Source organism: Promicromonospora soli, assembly GCF_014653785.1.
Classification (GTDB): Bacteria; Actinomycetota; Actinomycetes; order Actinomycetales; family Cellulomonadaceae; genus Promicromonospora; species Promicromonospora soli.
In genome coordinates this window covers 465,966-482,285 of sequence record NZ_BNAS01000001.1, presented here as the reverse complement: position 1 = coordinate 482,285, position 16,320 = coordinate 465,966, and the positions used below count along the sequence as shown (strand labels likewise).

Sequence of the window (16,320 nt, the reverse complement as noted above, 5' to 3'; positions counted from 1 at the left end):
CATACTCCGTGCCGGCCCACAACGGGTTGAGCCACACACCCTGAGGAGGACCTGCCCCTATGAGCAGGAGATTTACTCGTTCGTCAGCGTTCACGAGCGCGCTGGCCATGGTGCTGGCCGGCGCCGTCTCGGCGAGCCCTGCCGACGCCGCGACCGCCGGCTCGGAGCAGGATTCGCCGCGGGTGCCGACCTCGATCGGCTATGGCGGCGCAGTCAGCTCCCTCGACCCGGTCGTGTCCGACGTGGGCCTGAAAGTGCTGCGTCAGGGCGGCAACGCCACCGACGCCGCGGTCGCTATGGCCGCGGCGATCGGGGTGACCGATCCGTACAGCGCCGGAATCGGCGGCGGCGGGTTCTTCGTGCACTACGACGCCGCGACCGGCCAGGTCGAGACGATCGACGGGCGCGAGACCGCGCCGGCGGCGATGGAGCACGACGCGTTCGTCGACCCGGCGACCGGAGAGCCGTACCCCTTCTACCCGGACCTCGTCACCGGCGGCGTCAGCGTCGGCGTCCCGGGCACGCCTGCCACGTGGGAGCGCGCGCTGGAGCGGTGGGGTACGACATCGCTGAGCCAGGCACTCCGGCCTGCGACGACCGTTGCGGAGGAGGGCTTCGTCGTCGACCAGCTCTTTCACGACCAGACCGTGGTCAACCAGGGGCGGTTCGAGGCACTGACCTCGACGAGCGAGCTGTTCCTGCCGGGCGGCGAGGCGCCCGAGGTCGGGTCGGTCTTCCGCAACCCGGACCTCGCGGCGACGTACCGGACGCTCGCCCGCGGAGGTGTGGAGGCGTTCTACGAGGGGGAGCTCGCGCAGGATGTCGTGGACGCGGTGCAGGCGCCGCCTGTCACGGACGACACCGAGCTCCCGGTGCCGGTCGGATCGATGACCGCCGAGGACCTCGCGTCGTACGAGGTCGTGGACCGGGACCCGACCGCCGTCTCGTACCGCGGGTACGACATCTTCGGGATGGCGCCGCCGGCGTCGGGCGGGACCACCGTGGGTGAGGCGCTCAATATCCTGGAGCAGTTCGACCTGGGGTCCCTGGAGGACCCGGCCGCGATGCACCACTACATCGAGGCGAGCGCTCTGGCATACGCGGACCGCGCTGCCTACCTGGGCGACGGCGACTTCGTGGACGTTCCGGTGGCCGGGCTGCTCGACGACACGTTCGCAAAGGAGCGGGCCTGCCTGCTGAACCCGGAGGTTGCGGCTGCCAAGCCGGTGGCGGCCGGCGACGCCAGGTCGTACGACGGAGTGTGCGCGGAGCCCGCCGCGGAGGGCATCAACCCCGAGGACACCGAGAGCACGTCGACCACGAACCTGACGGCCGTCGACCGGTGGGGCAACGTGGTCGAGTACACGCTGACGATCGAGCAGATCGGCGGGTCGGGGATCGTGGTGCCCGGACGCGGGTTCCTGCTGAACAACGAGCTCACGGACTTCAGCATCGAGTACGACGCTGAAGACCCGAACCGGATCGAGGCGGGCAAGCGCCCGCGTTCGTCCATGTCGCCGACGATCGTCCTGGCCGACGGGCGTCCGGTGCTCGCACTCGGTTCGCCGGGCGGGTCGCAGATCATCAACACGGTCACGCAGATGCTGATCAACCGGATCGACCTCGGCATGACGATCGAGGAGGCGATCGCCGCCCCGCGGGCGGCGCCGCAGAACTCGGTGCGCACGACGGCGGAGCAGGCGTTCGTCGACAGCTACGGCACGGCGCTGACCGGGTACGGGCACACACTCCGACCGACCGCGAACGCGATCGGCGCGGCGACCGCCATCGAGATCGGCCCCGGCGGCCTGCTCACCGCCGTGGCGGAGCCGACGCGGCTCGGCGGCGGATCCGCCCGCGTGGTGTGGCCGGCGGGGCACTGACCTAGTTCGAGTGGCCGGTGCGTCGACGACGTGCCGGCCACTCGCATCTGTCGCGGAGTAGACGGTTCGGGCATACCACTACCAAAGTTACAGAACCGTGATTGGGCGTGCTTGACCGGACGAATGCCACGGCCTACCCTGATGTTCACGTTAACTGTTATCGTTAACATCGGCGAGCGACGACGCTCGGTAGGGCCTTCAACGGAGAGTGGCACATGAAAGACAACCCGGTCAGCGAGCCGGCTGAACAGCGATCGCCATGGTTGCCGCGCTGACGCCGGCGCGCGTCCAGCTGCGCGAGGCACCGACGACAGACAAGCCGAGGTCGCTGCTCAGCAGGATCAGCCGTAACAAGACGCTGCTCCTGATGTGCCTGCCGGCCATCGTGTTCTTCATCGTCTTCAACTACATCCCGCTCCCGGGGGCGTGGATCGCATTCACGAACTTCAACTATCGGGACGGGATCTTCGGGAGCCCCTTCGTGGGCATGCGGAACTTCGAATTCCTCATCCAGTCAGGGCAGCTGTGGCTGCTGACGAAGAACACGCTGCTCTACAACCTGGCGTTCATCGTCCTGGGAAACATCCTTCAGGTCGCGCTCGCCATCATGCTGAACGAGATCAGGTCGAAGTACTTCAAGAAGATCAGCCAGGCTGTCATGTTCTTGCCGTACTTCATCTCGGTCGTCCTCGTCGGCGTCATCGCCTTCAACCTGCTCAACTTCGACACGGGTGCCCTCAACGCGCTCATCGAGCAGACCGGCGGGGACCCGATCAAGATCTACAGCATCGCCGGGGCCTGGCCGATCATCATCATTGCCTTCCACCTCTGGCAGAGCACCGGGTACGGATCCATCGTCTACTTCGCCGCGATCATGGGCATCGACAACTCCCTGTTCGAGGCGGCCGCGATCGACGGGGCCTCGGCCTGGCAGCGCATCCGGTACATCATCCTCCCGAGCCTGAAGCCCACGTTCATCATCCTTCTCCTGTTCTCGCTCGGCGGGATCATGAAGGGGAACTTCGGGCTCTTCTGGAACCTGGTCGGAAACAATGCGGCGCTCTATCAGACCACCGACATCATCGAGACCTCCGTGTACCGCATGATCATTTCTCAGAACAATTTCACGTCATCCGCAGCGGTCGGCCTGTACCAATCCCTGTTCGGGTTTGCGATCGTCATGCTGGCCAACTGGATCGTCCGAAGGATCAACGAGGACTATGCGTTGTTCTAACAGAGAGGGGGCGTGATGAGCGCCGCTGTGGCAACGAAGCCGCGGAAGGTCAGGCTCGACAGGAGCGACTATGCGCTACGGGGCATCTCGTACGCCTCGGTCGCAGTGTTCGCCGCCTTCTGCGCGCTGCCCTTCATCCTGATCGTCTCGGCGTCCTTCTCCAGCGAGGCCGCGATCATGAAGGACGGCTTCGGGCTGCTGCCCAAGGAGTTCACGTTCGCTGCGTACGAGTACATCTTCCAGGCACCCAGGCAGATCATCGGCTCGTACGTCGTCACGATCGTGATGACGGTCTCGGGTACGGCGATCGGGCTGTTCGTCATCGCCATGACGGGTTACGCCCTGCAGCGGAAGGACTTCCCGTTCAGGAACAGCATCTCGTTCTTCATCTACTTCACGACCCTCTTCTCGGCGGGGCTCGCGCCCACCTACATCTGGGTCGCGCGCTACCTCGAGCTGAAGGGTAGCTACCTGGCGGTGTTCCTCCAGCTGTTGATGACCCCGTGGCTCATCATCCTCATGAAGAACTTCGTGCGGTCCGTCCCCTACGAGGTCGTCGAGTCGGGAAAGGTGGACGGGGCCGGCGACTTCCGGATCTTTCTCCAGCTGGTGCTGCCCATGATGAAGCCCGCGCTGGCCACCTGCGGCCTTTTCCTGGCCTTGGGGTACTGGAACGAGTGGTATCTGTCCTCGCTCTACCTCGGCAGCACCGTGGAGTTCAAACCACTCCAATACCACCTGTACAACATCATCAACACGGCCAATGCGCTGAGGAATTCCGTTGCCGGCTCGAACGTCAGCATCACGGATCTTCCGAGCAACACCCTGAAGATGGCGAGCGCCGTGGTGGCGACAGGGCCGATCGTCCTGCTCTACCCGTTCGTCCAGAAGTACTTCGTCAGCGGTATCACCGTCGGCGCGGTCAAGGGCTGACCGCCCGCGACGGCAAGGACTGCAGCACCGAACTAATCACCGAACGAATCACCGAACGAATCAGATCAAGGGAGTCTCAACGATGAGGAAGTCTCTCGCCAGGGCCGGCGCCGCCGCCCTCACCCTGGCCATGAGCGTGACGGCCCTCGCTGCCTGTAGCCCGGGCGAAGCCGAGGAGTCCGGGGAACCGACAACGATCACGATGCTCGTGCTGGGCGACAAGCCCACCAACGGTCGCCTGGAGGCGATGCTGGAGAAGCTCAACGTGCGCCTCGAGGAGGAGGCGAACGCCAACCTCGACCTGTTCTACGTGGAGTGGGCCGACTGGCAGACCCAGTACAACACCCAGCTCCTCTCCGGCGACGACAGCATCGACCTGATCACCACCGCGACGGACTGGCTCTTCGCCTGGGAGAACGCCGAGAAGGGCGCCTTCCTCCCGCTGTCCGAGGAGATGCTGCAGGAGCACGCGCCGAGGACCTGGGAGCAGGTCGACGCGGAGGGGCACTGGGAGCTGACCAAGCTCGACGGGGAGATCCAGTTCATCCCCGAGGACAACTTCACCCAGTGGACCAACCATGGGTTCTTCTACCGCGGCGACTGGGCCACCGAGGCCGGCTTCGAGGACGGCACGATCACGAAGTTCGAGGACTTCACCACCTACTTCGAGTGGGTCAAGGAGAACCAGAAGGAGGCCTACCCCTGGGACGCCGCCGCGGGAGCCAGCGACGTCGCGCTGACCGGGTACCTCCAGGGGCACACCGACGGCCAGACGATCCAGCAGGTCAGCGCCGGCAACTACTTCCCGTTCCAGACCACTGAGTCCGACCCCAACACCGTGGGGTCCTGGTACATGGAGGGTGACGAGCTGCTGGAGGCTGCCGAGCTGGCGAAGGAGTGGAACGAGCTCGGCGTCTGGCGCGAGGACGCGCTGAACTATGACGGCGACACGCGCGAGGAGTTCTACGCGGGCCTCTCCGGAACGGACCAGCACCACACGCAGACCTTCGTCGGCTCGATCGTCGACAACATGACCAAGAAGCAGCCCGGGTCGGACCCGAAGTTCTTCTACTGGGGTCAGGAGAACGGGAACTACTTCAGGGACATCCTCACGCACGGCGCCATGGCCGTGAACGCCACCTCGCAGAACCCCGAGAAGGCGCTCGAGGTCTACGACGTCCTGCGGAACGACGAGGAGGCCTACAAGCTGCTGAACTTCGGCATCGAGGGCACTGACTACGTCATGACCGACGACGGCAAGCTCGGCTACCCGGAGGGCTACGACTCTTCCACCGACGCCCTGGGGTCTAACTTCTGGGCCGGCCGCATGGACGAGTTCGAGCCGGACCGGGTCACGGACGCGCCGAACAAGCAGGAGATCTACGACCAGCTCGACGCCTCGGCGAAGGACTACCCGTACTCGACCCTCATCGTGAACAAGGATCTGATCGATCCCACGCTGGCGGCCATGGGCGGGGTGCTCTCCGAGTACATCCCGCAGCTCCAGTACGGGAAGTTCGACGACCCGGCCGCCGCCATCGACGAGATGCGGCAGAAGCTGATCGACGCGGGCTACGAGGACGCGCGGGACTCCATCCAGACCGACCTGGACGCCTGGGCGGAGTCGCAGGGCTAAGCCGCTGCCGATTCCATGACGCTGTGCGGGCCCGCGTGCGCAGACCGCGCGCGGGCCCGCACAGCCCGTACCTACAGCCGTTCCGACAGACAGGGCGATCGTGCGCAGCATCTTCGACGCGAACTCACCGCTCCTGCGGTTCCTGACCAGGGTCGCGGACCTGATGATCCTCAACGTGGTGTTTGTCGCCACGTCCGTCCCGGTCGTCACGCTGGGGGCATCGCTGACCGCCCTCAACTACACCGCCATGAAGATCGGCTCGAACGAGTGCGAGTCCGTGACGGGCGACTACTTCAGGTCGTTCCGGGCGAACTTCAGGCAGGCGACCCTCCTGGGGCTGGCCGTGGCGTTCCTCGCGCTGGTCCTCGCAGCCTGGTACGTGGCCGTGGAGATTCTTGACCTCTCCGCCGTCGCTCGGTTCCTCCTGCAGGCGATCTGTTACCTGGTGGCTTTCAGGGTCGTGCTGGTCGCCCTGTATGCGTTTCCCTACCTGGCGAAGTTCGACAACAGCGTGCGGGACGTGCTGAACAACTCGCGCCTGATGTCGCTCCGGCATCTGTTCGCGTCGCTGACCGTCCTCGTCGTCACCGCGCTGCCCGTCGTCATCACGGTCTTCTATCCGGCGGCCACGGTCTACGGCCTGCTCTGGTTCCTGATCGGCTTCGCGGGAACGGCCTTCGTGAACGGGTCCGTGTTCACGAGCATCTTCGGCAAGTACATCGAACCCGAGGCGACCGTCTCCGTGGAAAGCGCAGGAGTGAATTGACCGAGATCACCGCGACCGCCGTCACCCTCGGCCCGTCGGGGCTCGTGCTCGACGGCGGCGAGCAGGTGCGCCTGTGCGCCTCTCTGTTCTACTTCCGCATCCCGCGCGAGTCGTGGGCCTCACGCCTCGAGGCCGTGCGGGCGTCGGGCTACGACCTCGTCGACGTCTACGTCCCCTGGAACTTCCACGAGATCGCCCCCGGGCGGTGGGACTTCGAGGGGCGGCGCGACGTCGCGGCGTTCCTCGACCTCGCGCACGCCGCGGGCCTGCGGGTGATCGCCCGTCCGGGCCCGTACATCTGCTCGGAGTGGGACGGTGGCGCCCTGCCCGCATGGCTCACCCTCGAGGAAGGGCTGCGGCTCCGGCAGGCCGAGCCGCGCTACCTTGCCCACGTGGAAGCCTGGTTCGACCAGGTCCTGCCTCTGATCGCCGCGCGCGAGCACGGGCGCGGCGGCGCGGTGGTGGCGGTCCAGCTCGAGAACGAGCTCGACTTCTTCGACTGCGCGGACCGCGCCGGGTACGTCGGCCGGCTGCGTGACCTCGCCCTGCGGCACGGGATCAGCGTCCCGCTCGTCGCGTGCGCGGGCCAGGGCGACCTGAACGGCGCCACGGGGGACGTCGACGACGTCGTGCCCGCCTTCAACTTCTACCCGGACGACCGCTCGGCGTTCATCGAGCCCGAGGTCCGGCGCTACGCGGACCTCGTCGCGGACAGCGGTCTGCCGCTCCTCGTCACCGAGACGAACCGGCTGCACGCCACACTCCGGCGGCTGGTCGTCAGCGGGGCCAAGGTCGTCGCGCCGTACCTGCAGGCGTCCGGATTCGACTTCGGGTACACGCCCTCGGTGGGCAACTGGGGCGACCCCGGCGGCTTCATGTCGCACGACTACGACTTCGGCGGATACCTCGACCCCGTCGGCGGCGCGCGCCCCGAGCACGCGGAGGCGCGCGTCCTGTCAGCCGTCCTGCGCACGCTCGGCCCGGCCCTCGCCATGGCGACCACCGCCCCCGCCGACGACGCGTACACCGCCGACGTCGCCACCAGCGCCTCACCGTCGCGGCTCCTGCTCGACGGCGGTGGCGAGCTGATCGGCGTCCCGAACCTGACCGACGACGCCGGGACGGCGACGCTCCTGGCCTGGCCCGGCGGCCCCGAGGTGGCGGTGCCGCTGCCCGCGGCGTCGTGCCTGCTGGTGCTCCGCGACCTGCCGCTGGACCGGTTCGGGCTGCCGGGGACCCTGCGACTGGCGAGCGCCGACCTCGTCGGTGCCGGGCCGGACGGGCTCGAGCTCTCGGCGGCGGGCGCTAGCGCGATCGTGCTGGCGGCCCCGGACGGTGAGCCCGTGCTGGTGGAGCTCGGCGCCCCTGCGCCCGGTGCGCCGGTCCAGGCCCGGGTCGAGGCCGGGGCCCCCGGCGTGGCGTGGGACGTCGTCGTCCGCCACCCCCGGGACGTGGCCGCGCCGTCGGGCGGCGCTGCCGATCCGGTCGGCGCTTCCGGCCCGGCAGGGGCGGACGCCGGTCCGGTGGCGGCCGAGCACCCGCCGGTCACGGCCCTGACCAGGCTCGATCTCGCCACGCGCAGCGGGTTCACCACCCGGCACGACTTGCCGCCGTCGTCGGAGGAGCTGGGCGTCCACCGCGGGCGCACGCACTACGCGGCCGGCCTCGCCGGAGTGGACGAGCTGCTGGTCGAGCGCGCGTCCGACATCGTCGACATCGCGCTCGACGGCGCGGCGCTGCCCACGATCGCCCGCTTCGGGGCCACGTTCCTCCTGCCCGTGGCCGGGGCGGGACGCCTGGACGCGACCGTCGAGACCTGGGGGCACGCGAACTTCGACGACGTCCGGCTACCGGCCCTGCAGCTCGGGTCGCTGCGCGGGCTCGGCCGAGTGTGGTCGGTCGTCGGCCGGTCCGACGTGTCCGCTCTGTGGCATGTGAGCGCCGCGGGCGGCTGGCCGGGCGAGCCGGCCCCGCTGCGCTCGCTCGCAGGATGGAGCAGCACCCGTGCCGGAGAGTCGACCACATACTCGCGCGGCCTTCCCGTGGACGGGATGCACCACCATGCGTTGCGCCTGGGCGGGGTCGCCGGGTCGGTCCAGATGACAGTGGACGGCGCGGCGCGCACCGTGACCGAGGATGACCCGTGGCTTCACCTGGCACCCGGCGAGGGCCACGACGTCGCGATCACCGTGCCGCACCTGCCGGGGGGCTCGCTGGTCGCCGAGCTGTTGCGGCTTGAACCGGTTCTCGGCTGGGACGTGGAACCGCAGCCGGACGAGGCGATCCTCGACCTCGCGCGCGCCGACGCCGCAGGTGCGACCGTGCCGCTGCCGCTGGAGCTGGAAACCGGCGAGGAGCGGTGGTTCGACGCGGCGGTTCCCCCGGGCGGGCTCTCGCTCAGGTTCGAGGGTGCCCAGGTCCGGGTCAGCGCGTTCGCCGGCGGGGAGCTCCTGGGCAGGGTCTGGCTCGACGATCCTGCACGGCCACGCTTCACGGGCGGCGACGCCGGCCGGTTGTGGCTGCCTGCCGCGTGGAATGCCGGGTCGATCCGGTTCCTGGTCCGCGGCACGGTGGGGGAGGAGTCCCCGGTCCTGAGCAGCGTGCGTCTCGCGGCCACCCAGGAGTGAGCTGCCCTGGGCTGGTCGCGGTCAGTCGAACAGGCGCCGGAACACGTTCGTGTCGGCGAGGTCGACGAGCTCGTCGCCGCACCCCGACATGATCGTCCGGATCGCGTACAGCGTGAAGCCCTTCACCTGCTGGGCCGAGATCGCCGGCGGGATCGACAGTTCCTGCCGGGCGGTGACGACGTCGACGAGCGCCGGGCCGTCGTGGTCGAAAGCCGCGCGCAGAACGACCCGATCAGCCGGCGCGCGCCGTTCATCTCCAGATAGCGGGCCGCCCAGACGACGGGGGAGCCGACGTCCGGGATGAACACCGCGTCGTCGCTGGCCAGCTCGCTCACCAGCCGCGCGAGGTACTGCGGATGGATCGGCTCGCGGTTGCGGTCGTTGTCGGCTAGCTCGTCGAGGTCCTTCCGCGCCTTCGCGTAGTGCTTGAGCGACGTGTCGAGGTGCTTGCGGTTGGCGCGGTCGTCGAGCAGGGGCAGCAGGGCGTCGATGGTGTCGCCGACGCCGCCCACCAGCCCTAGGTCGATCGGCGTGCGGCGCCCGAGCTGCTCGCCCCGGATGTCGACCTGCACGATCTTCGCCTTCGACGGATAGAACTGCTGGTAGGGAAAGTCGGTGCCGAGCATCAGCAGCGCATCACAGCTCTCCATGGCGCGGTAGCCCGAGGCGAAGCCGAGCAGCCCCGTCATGCCGACGTCGTAGGGTTGTCGTACTCGAGGAACTCCTTGCCGCGCAGCGCGTGCACGATCGGCGCCTTGAGCTTCTCGGCGATCTCGACCACGCGCCTATGGGCGCCCTCCGTGCCGGCGCTCTGCGTGCGCCTCGCTCGTCATCAGGTTCGGCACTTCGATGTCAGGGAATCCGTTCGAACCTAGACCGGGTGGGATGCCGTCGCAATGTCACGTGCGACAGCTACGACCAGCTGCCCACCACTCTGCTCAGCGGCGCGGGCGGCGCATCCCGGTGACCCTGGAGATCCACGCGATGAGTGCCGCACGCCGTGCATCTCACGTACAGCACGTATCCCACCGACGTCGGGTGGCGTGACTCCGTCGCCCACGAGTGCTCGTGCTGGGCATCGCGGGCGCTGATGAGCCGTGTCGGGCAGGTATCGATCGTGGTCATGCACCCCACGATGATGTAATGGCATTGTGCATCTCAACCCTTACGGTGAGTACGCGGTCCTGCTTGCCGCATCGCTCGCCAACGAATGGCCCGACGACCGTGCGGGGATCGAGGAGCGGACGCGCGAGTTCGGCATGACCATGGAGTTCCAGGCGGAACCGGAGGACCACGCTCGCTCGCGCCTCGTCATCGACGACTGGCTGCGCATCGTAGATGCGTCCGATCCCGGTCGGCGTGCCGCGCTGCTGAACGCCCAGATGGCCGCCACCGCGGCCTATCCACGTCTCACCGATCACGACGGCGAGGGGTGGCACCTGCACTACCGGGACGAGAACCAGGTTCTGTCCTCGGTCCTGCGCGCCGTGATCAGCGTGGGGACCTCGCTCCACCTGGTCACGCGTGGGATGCACCGGCTGGGGCGCTGCGCATCCGAGCCGTGCACCGCGGTGGTGGTCGACGTCACGCGCAACGGGCGACAGCGGTACTGCTCGGTGCGCTGTGCCAACCGAGCAGCCGTACGGAGGCACCGCGAGCGAGCTCTGCCGTGACCAGGCTCTAGTGGTGCAGCGACAGCTTCAGCACGATCATGGCGACACCAAGCAGCCCCGCGATGGCCGTCGACCACAGGCGGCGGACGCCCGTCATCCCGCCGGCGGTGCTCATGCGCCACCCCACGACCAGCAGCAGTGCGAGGTTGACCATGAGGGCCACGTCGACCGCGACCGAGGTCCGCACGCGCAGTAGTGCCTCGACCAGCAGCACCACAACGGGCACGGCGCAGGCGGCGACGAGCGGCAGCCCTTCGGCGAGCAGCTCCCGGCGTTCGGTCGCGAGCAGGGGCCGGCGCGCGCGAGTTCGCGCGGTGATCAGGTCGGCGTAGGTCTCGGCGCACCAGTAGACGACCAGGGTGCCGCCCAGCAGCGCCACGATCCGGACGAGTCCGCTGTCCTCTGGCGCGGCTGCGAGGACCGAGCCGGTGATCACCAGTCCGTACAGGTAGGCCGAGCGGTGCTGGTACGACTCGTCCGGTGTGTGGACCGGGTCGATGCGGCGTGGATCTTGCCTGTCGGTCGGCACGGTGGCGCGCCTACTGCCGTGCCAGCATCGTGCGGACGTGCGGGTCGGGACGCATGGTTGGCTCCGCTCCATCGCGACGGGCAGATGGGACCTCTCCACTCTGGGAGCGGTGGTGCGGGGGTACCTCACCCGAAAACGGTGAGGCCGGGCGCGGGCATAATGGGTCGGTGATCTCTACCGAGCTCGCCGCGAAGCTGCGCGACGCCGGCCTGGTCTGGAACCCGGTCGACGGCGATCAGTTCCGCATTGCCTCGCCCGAGCTCGCGAGCGACGTCTTCACCGTGAGCACCATGACCATCGAGGCGCACGCGTACCCGACGGGCACGATCCTCGGCTTCAACGGCACCACCGAGTGGGCGCTCGACTCGGTAGCGATCGAGGACGCCCTCTGGCTGCCGCGCGAAGACCAGCTGCGCGCGCTCCTGCGATCGAGCTTCCGCGCCCTGCGCCGCACCGACGGCGGCTTCGAGGTCGAGGTCGAGACCCTTGGCCGGCGTCAGGTCTTTGCCGACCCGGAACCCGCCGACGCCTACGGGCAGGCCCTGCTCGCGCTGATCGAGCTCAGCCGCTGACCGTCATCGGAGCGGGGCGACGCAGGCCACCGCTCACGCTTTGCTGCAGACGTAGAAGTCGTTGAACGGATCGTCCTCGATCTCCCGTATCTCGACGGATGCGAACCCGGCGTCGTGCAGCATCGACGTGGCGAGCTGACGGCCCCACACCGTGCCCAGGCCGACCCCTCCGAGGCCCAGCGAGACGCTCAGGCAATGGAAGACCGAGAACGCGTAGAGGCCAGGGGCGAACGGGTTCTCGATGTTGTCGTCGACGCTGCTCGACGCCTTGATGTCGACCATCAGGAACGTTCCGCCAGGGCGCAATGCACGAGACACCTCGGCCAGCACCCGCGCGGGGAATGCCTGGTCGTGGATCGCATCGAACGCGGTGACCAGGTCGAAGCGCCCCGGCTCGTCCAGCTCGGCGACGTCGCGCACCTCGAACCGTGCGTTGGTCAGTCCGAGCTGGGTCGCCTCGGCTCGCGCCCGGGCGATCGCCTCCTCGGAGAAGTCGTAGCCGACCAGCCGGCTCGCCGGGTAAGCCTGGGCCAGCACATTGATCGCGTGTCCGCTGCCGCACCCGACGTCAGCGACGTCGATCCCGGCCCGAAGCCGCTCGTCGAGACCGGGTACCAGCGGCACTACGACGTCGAGCAGAGCCACGTCAACCGTCGCACGACTCTCGGAGTCCATCCAGGCGTGGAACCGGGGGTACCTGTCGTAGGACAGGCCTCCGCCGTCGCGGAAGCAGGTCAGGATGTCCTGCTCGACCTCGGCCAGCATCGGGACGAACTGCAGGGTGCGCGCCATGTTGTTGGGGCCGGCGTCGGCGGTCAGCCACGCGGCGTGCTCGGGCGGCAGCCGGTAGGTGTCCGCCTCTGGGTTGTGACGCACGATGCCGGACACGGTCAAGCCGCCCAGCCACTCGCGGACGTAGCGCTCGTCGCAGCCCGCAGCCTCGGCGAGCTGCGTACTGGTTGCCGGCCCGATGGCCGCCAGCGTGTCGAACAGCCCAGCTTGGTGGCCGAGGCTGACCAGCAGCCCGGTGAGGGCCTCGTTCAGCATCTGGACCATGCGGTCGCCGAACGCCTCGACGGCCGTCGGATCGGGAGAGGTCTCGAGTGCAGTCATGTCGGCTCCTCGGTCGGGGCCCGCCGTTTGCGGGCCGTCGACTTCGAGCGTCGTCCACCAGGTCTCCCGGGCGCATCGACCATACGGTGAGTCCTGGTCCGGGCCCATGGTCCGGATGATGTATGCCGGACCCCGCGGGACCGATCCAGGCCGTCAGGCGCGCGCCTCGGGGACCAGCCCGTGCCGGTACGCCCAGGCGGACGCCGCCGTGCGGGTGCGGACCTCGAGCTTGAGGTAGATGTTCGCCAGGTGCCGTCGGACGGTCGCCTCGCTGATCGACAGCGACTCCGCGACGTCGCGGTTGGCGGCGCCGGTCGCGACCCGGGCCAGGATCTCCGCCTCACGGGCGGTCAGCACACCGTCGAGCTCGCTGCGCGGTCGTGGCATCACGGTGGGCGTGGGCATCCCCAGCCGGTGGAACACGGCCACGGCAGAGTCCCGATACTGCTCGGCCTTCGCGGCGTCGCCGAGGGTGGCGTGCACGTCGGACAAGAGCAGGTCCGCCGCGGCGGCGTCGCACCATGCGCGCATCCGGCGGAAGTCCGAGGAGGCGCGCACCAGGGGAGCGAGCGCGCCGGCCGCGTCGCCGCGCGCAAGGGCGACGACGCCGTAACAGTGAGCGGCCCAGGCCTGGAAGCCGGGAGTTCCGAAGGTGTCGGCGAGCTCGCGCAGCCGCACCGCGGCATTCGCTGCTGCGTCGGGGTGCCCGGCCGCCACGCCGATCTCCACCAGTGCACGTAGCAGCCTGGCGCTCCGGAACGGGTCCGTGGCCGCGCGGGCAGCCGCGTCGCAGACCGTCTCCCAGGCAGTCGCCACGTCACCGCGCGCCAGCGCGAGGAGAGCAGTGCCCGGCTGGGGTTCGCAGCCGAGCGCCGCCGCGCGCCCGTACGAGACCTCCGCCTCGTTGTACTCACCGCGCAGGCGATGACACTCGCCCCGCTGGTACTCGACCTCGGCGACCGCCTCGACATTCAGGTCCGCCAGGTCTCGCACGACCAGCTCCGCCTTGCGCTCGGCCGCAGCCCAGTCGCCCTCGATGACCAGCAGGTCGACGTCGTGCGCGCGGCATACGCCGGTGAACATGACAGCGTGCTCGAAGTCCTCGAGCCACCTGTACGCGGCCTCGGAGCAGAGCCGCGCACGGTTCAGGTCCGCGACGTCCAGGCACGCGGACACGATCATGCAGCAGATGTGACCGGCCCATTCGGGGTCGACCTGGCCGCCGACGACGAGCAGCATCGCCTCGTCCATCTGCCCGAACGCCTCTGTCACTCGGCCGCGGCGGAGCAGGACGAGTCCTTGGCCGAGGTGGCCGAGCGCGACGTACTCGTCATGGCCGTGCGCCTGACCCAGCCGACGCAGCTCCTCCGCCGTCCGCGCGGCTTCGTCGAGCCGGCCCTCCTCGAGCGCGAACGACAGGTCGACGTACCAGAGGGTGCCGTGCGCAGGCCCGACCGGGAGCCCTTCGAGCAGGCGGCGCGCCCGGCTGAGCCAGGCGGACGCGAGGGCCGGCTCGCCGCGCATCGCGAGCATGCCGCCGATGTCGAGCGCCTGGGTGGCGGCCCGGTCGAGGTGCCCGGTAGCGAGGAAGTCCCGGTGCGCCAGCTCCGTGAGGCGCAGGCACTCGGGCAGAAGGCCCAGCCACCACGCGGCGTCGGCGAGCCGGTGCACGTCTTCGGGGCCCAGGGCGCCGAGCTCGCGGGCGGCGCGCAACGCGTCGTAGGCCACGTCATACCGGTGCTCCCGGTGCGCGGCGCGTGCCTGCTCGATCAGAGCTCGCTGGTCAGGACCTTTCGACCCCACACGTCCACGGTAGACCGCCGCCCGCCGGACGGCGGCCGCACGTCATGAGACCAGGTTCACGATCGTGGCCTTCGGTTCCGTCATGGCCTCGACGGCGAACTGCACCCCTTCTCGTCCGATGCCCGAGTTCTTGAAGCCGCCGAACGGCATGGAGTCCACGCGCAGGTCGCTCGTGCCGTTGACGACGACGGCCCCCACGACCAGCCGAGCGGACACAGCGAACGCCGTCTCGACGGACTGGGTGAAGACCCCCGCCTGGAGCGCGTACTCAGTGTTGTTGGATGCCGAGATCGCGATGTCGAGGTCCTCGAAGGGGATGATCGTCACGACCGGGCCGAAGACCTCGTCGGTGAGCACCTGCGAGCCGTCGGCGACGCCGGTGAGGACCGTCGGCTCGTAGAAGGCGCCGCGTCGGATCCCGCCCGCGTGGACCGTCGCTCCGTCTGCGACCGCCCCGCCGACCCACAGCTCGACGCGTTGTGCCTCCGCCTCGCTGACGAGCGGACCGACGTCCGTCCCCGGGTCATGCTTGCTGCCGACCCTGAGCCGCCTGGTTCGGGCGACGGTGTCCTGGAGGAACTCCTCGTAGACCGAGGCATGGACGTAGACACGCTGGACCGACAGACAGTTCTGCCCGGCGACGCCGAACGCGCCGTCGACCACAGCCTCGACGGCGTCGGAGAGGACCGCGTCCGCGCACACGATCGTCGGGTTGTTCCCGCCGAGCTCCATCAGCATCTTCCGCGGTCCCGCGGCCGCGGTGATCTTCGCCGCGGTCCTCGGCCCACCGGTGAAGGACACGAGCGCGACCCGCTCGTCGGTAACCAGTGCCTGCCCGGCCCGGGCGCTCCCGCAGACCACGGCGACTCGTCCCGCCGGCACGCCGGCCGAGAGCAGGAGATCGACGAACGCCAACGAAGTGAGCGGCGTGTGGTCCGAGGGCTTGAGGACGACGCCGTTGCCGCCGATCAGCGCCGGCCCGAGCTTGTGCGCCACCAGGTTGAGAGGGTCGTTGAACGAGGTGAGCGCGGCGACCACGCCGACGGGCTCGCGGGTGAACCAGCCGACCCTGCCGCGACCGCTCCGGCTCGCCGAGAACGGGATCGTCTCACCGGTGAGGACCGGCCCGGCTTCGGCGGAGAGCCGCAGGGTCTCCACACAGCGGACCACCTCGCGCCGCGCTTCCGCGAGCGTCTTGACACCTTCGGAGGCGATGAGGTGGGCGAACCGGGCCGAGTCCTGCGCCAGCAGCCGTGACGCCTGGTGGAGTGCCTCGCTGCGGGCCCACAGCGGCCAGTCCTCTCCTCCGAGCGACTCCTGGACGCCGGACACCGCAGCCGCGACGTCCGCCGGGGTCGAGTCAGCGACGTACCCCAGCAGCCGACCGTCCTCCGGATCGGTAACCGGAAGCCTGAGGTCGTCGCGCTGCCAGGAGCCGTCGATGAAAGCCCCGCCGGGCACGGACAGGTCGGGGGCAGGATCGCTGACGAGCCGAGGCTCGGCGGCGACGTCCTCGGTCACCACCCACTGGTTTGATGCGCTCATGTCTGG

At 69.1% G+C, this 16,320-nt stretch carries 12 protein-coding genes and 1 pseudogene; 8 read left to right on the top strand and 5 right to left on the bottom strand.

Annotation, left to right across the window (positions count from 1 at the left end):
- The first annotated feature begins 59 nt into the window (after window positions 1-59).
- From ggt to IE250_RS02150, 6 genes are all read left to right on the top strand, one after another.
- On the top strand, window positions 60-1,883 hold the full coding sequence (gene ggt, locus IE250_RS02175; protein ID WP_189667615.1) for a gamma-glutamyltransferase: 1,824 nt from the start codon (window positions 60-62) through the stop codon (window positions 1,881-1,883).
- Window positions 1,884-2,142: 259 nt separating this feature from the next.
- Window positions 2,143-3,117, top strand: coding sequence for an ABC transporter permease (locus IE250_RS02170; RefSeq protein WP_189667614.1), 975 nt, complete (start codon window positions 2,143-2,145; stop codon window positions 3,115-3,117).
- A gap of 15 nt (window positions 3,118-3,132) precedes the next feature.
- Complete coding sequence (locus IE250_RS02165; RefSeq protein WP_189667613.1) at window positions 3,133-4,050, top strand: carbohydrate ABC transporter permease; 918 nt, start codon at window positions 3,133-3,135, stop codon at window positions 4,048-4,050.
- 82 nt (window positions 4,051-4,132) lie between these two features.
- Entirely contained in the window at window positions 4,133-5,686 is a 1,554-nt protein-coding gene (locus IE250_RS02160) for a DUF3502 domain-containing protein (protein ID WP_189667612.1), read from the top strand.
- 100 nt (window positions 5,687-5,786) lie between these two features.
- Entirely contained in the window at window positions 5,787-6,452 is a 666-nt protein-coding gene (locus IE250_RS02155; RefSeq protein ID WP_189667611.1) for a YesL family protein, read from the top strand.
- Window positions 6,449-9,079 carry a beta-galactosidase gene (locus IE250_RS02150; RefSeq protein WP_189667610.1) on the top strand — a complete coding sequence of 877 codons (2,631 nt, stop codon included), beginning with the start codon at window positions 6,449-6,451 and terminating at the stop codon, window positions 9,077-9,079. Before IE250_RS02155 ends, IE250_RS02150 begins: the two co-directional genes overlap by 4 nt.
- Before the next feature lie 21 nt (window positions 9,080-9,100).
- Here IE250_RS02150 and IE250_RS02145 read toward each other — a convergent pair.
- A pseudogene (locus IE250_RS02145) lies at window positions 9,101-9,887 on the bottom strand (hypothetical protein); the annotation flags it as partial.
- A gap of 343 nt (window positions 9,888-10,230) precedes the next feature.
- On the opposite strand from IE250_RS02145, the gene IE250_RS02135 reads away from it, so the two are divergent.
- Window positions 10,231-10,752: a CGNR zinc finger domain-containing protein gene (locus IE250_RS02135; RefSeq protein ID WP_189667608.1), complete on the top strand. Its 522-nt coding sequence runs from the start codon at window positions 10,231-10,233 to the stop codon at window positions 10,750-10,752.
- Between the two features lie 7 nt (window positions 10,753-10,759).
- On the opposite strand, the gene IE250_RS02130 is transcribed toward IE250_RS02135, so the two are convergent.
- Window positions 10,760-11,281, bottom strand: coding sequence for a hypothetical protein (locus IE250_RS02130; protein WP_229872060.1), 522 nt, complete (start codon window positions 11,279-11,281; stop codon window positions 10,760-10,762).
- 167 nt (window positions 11,282-11,448) lie between these two features.
- Here IE250_RS02130 and IE250_RS02125 point away from each other — a divergent pair, with 167 nt between their 5' ends.
- Window positions 11,449-11,853, top strand: coding sequence for a pilus assembly protein CpaE (locus IE250_RS02125; RefSeq protein WP_189667607.1), 405 nt, complete (start codon window positions 11,449-11,451; stop codon window positions 11,851-11,853).
- 33 nt (window positions 11,854-11,886) lie between these two features.
- Here the strand turns inward: IE250_RS02125 and IE250_RS02120 are convergent, their stop codons facing one another.
- The 3 genes from IE250_RS02120 to IE250_RS02110 form a co-directional block, all read right to left on the bottom strand.
- The gene (locus tag IE250_RS02120; RefSeq protein ID WP_189667606.1) at window positions 11,887-12,966 is read right to left on the bottom strand and encodes a class I SAM-dependent methyltransferase; all 1,080 of its coding nucleotides are present in this window, start codon (window positions 12,964-12,966) and stop codon (window positions 11,887-11,889) included.
- Between the two features lie 153 nt (window positions 12,967-13,119).
- Complete coding sequence (locus IE250_RS02115; RefSeq protein ID WP_189667605.1) at window positions 13,120-14,769, bottom strand: LuxR C-terminal-related transcriptional regulator; 1,650 nt, start codon at window positions 14,767-14,769, stop codon at window positions 13,120-13,122.
- Window positions 14,770-14,811: 42 nt separating this feature from the next.
- Window positions 14,812-16,314: an aldehyde dehydrogenase family protein gene (locus IE250_RS02110; protein ID WP_189667604.1), complete on the bottom strand. Its 1,503-nt coding sequence runs from the start codon at window positions 16,312-16,314 to the stop codon at window positions 14,812-14,814.
- Between the last annotated feature and the right edge of the window lie 6 nt (window positions 16,315-16,320).

Coding starts and splice junctions, on each gene's coding strand:
- ggt (WP_189667615.1), top strand. CDS start 60: ATGAGCAGGAGATTTACTCGTTCGTCAGCGTTCACGAGCGCGCTGGCC.
- IE250_RS02170 (WP_189667614.1), top strand. CDS start 2,143: ATGGTTGCCGCGCTGACGCCGGCGCGCGTCCAGCTGCGCGAGGCACCG.
- IE250_RS02165 (WP_189667613.1), top strand. CDS start 3,133: ATGAGCGCCGCTGTGGCAACGAAGCCGCGGAAGGTCAGGCTCGACAGG.
- IE250_RS02160 (WP_189667612.1), top strand. CDS start 4,133: ATGAGGAAGTCTCTCGCCAGGGCCGGCGCCGCCGCCCTCACCCTGGCC.
- IE250_RS02120 (WP_189667606.1), bottom strand. CDS start 12,966: ATGACTGCACTCGAGACCTCTCCCGATCCGACGGCCGTCGAGGCGTTC.
- IE250_RS02110 (WP_189667604.1), bottom strand. CDS start 16,314: ATGAGCGCATCAAACCAGTGGGTGGTGACCGAGGACGTCGCCGCCGAG.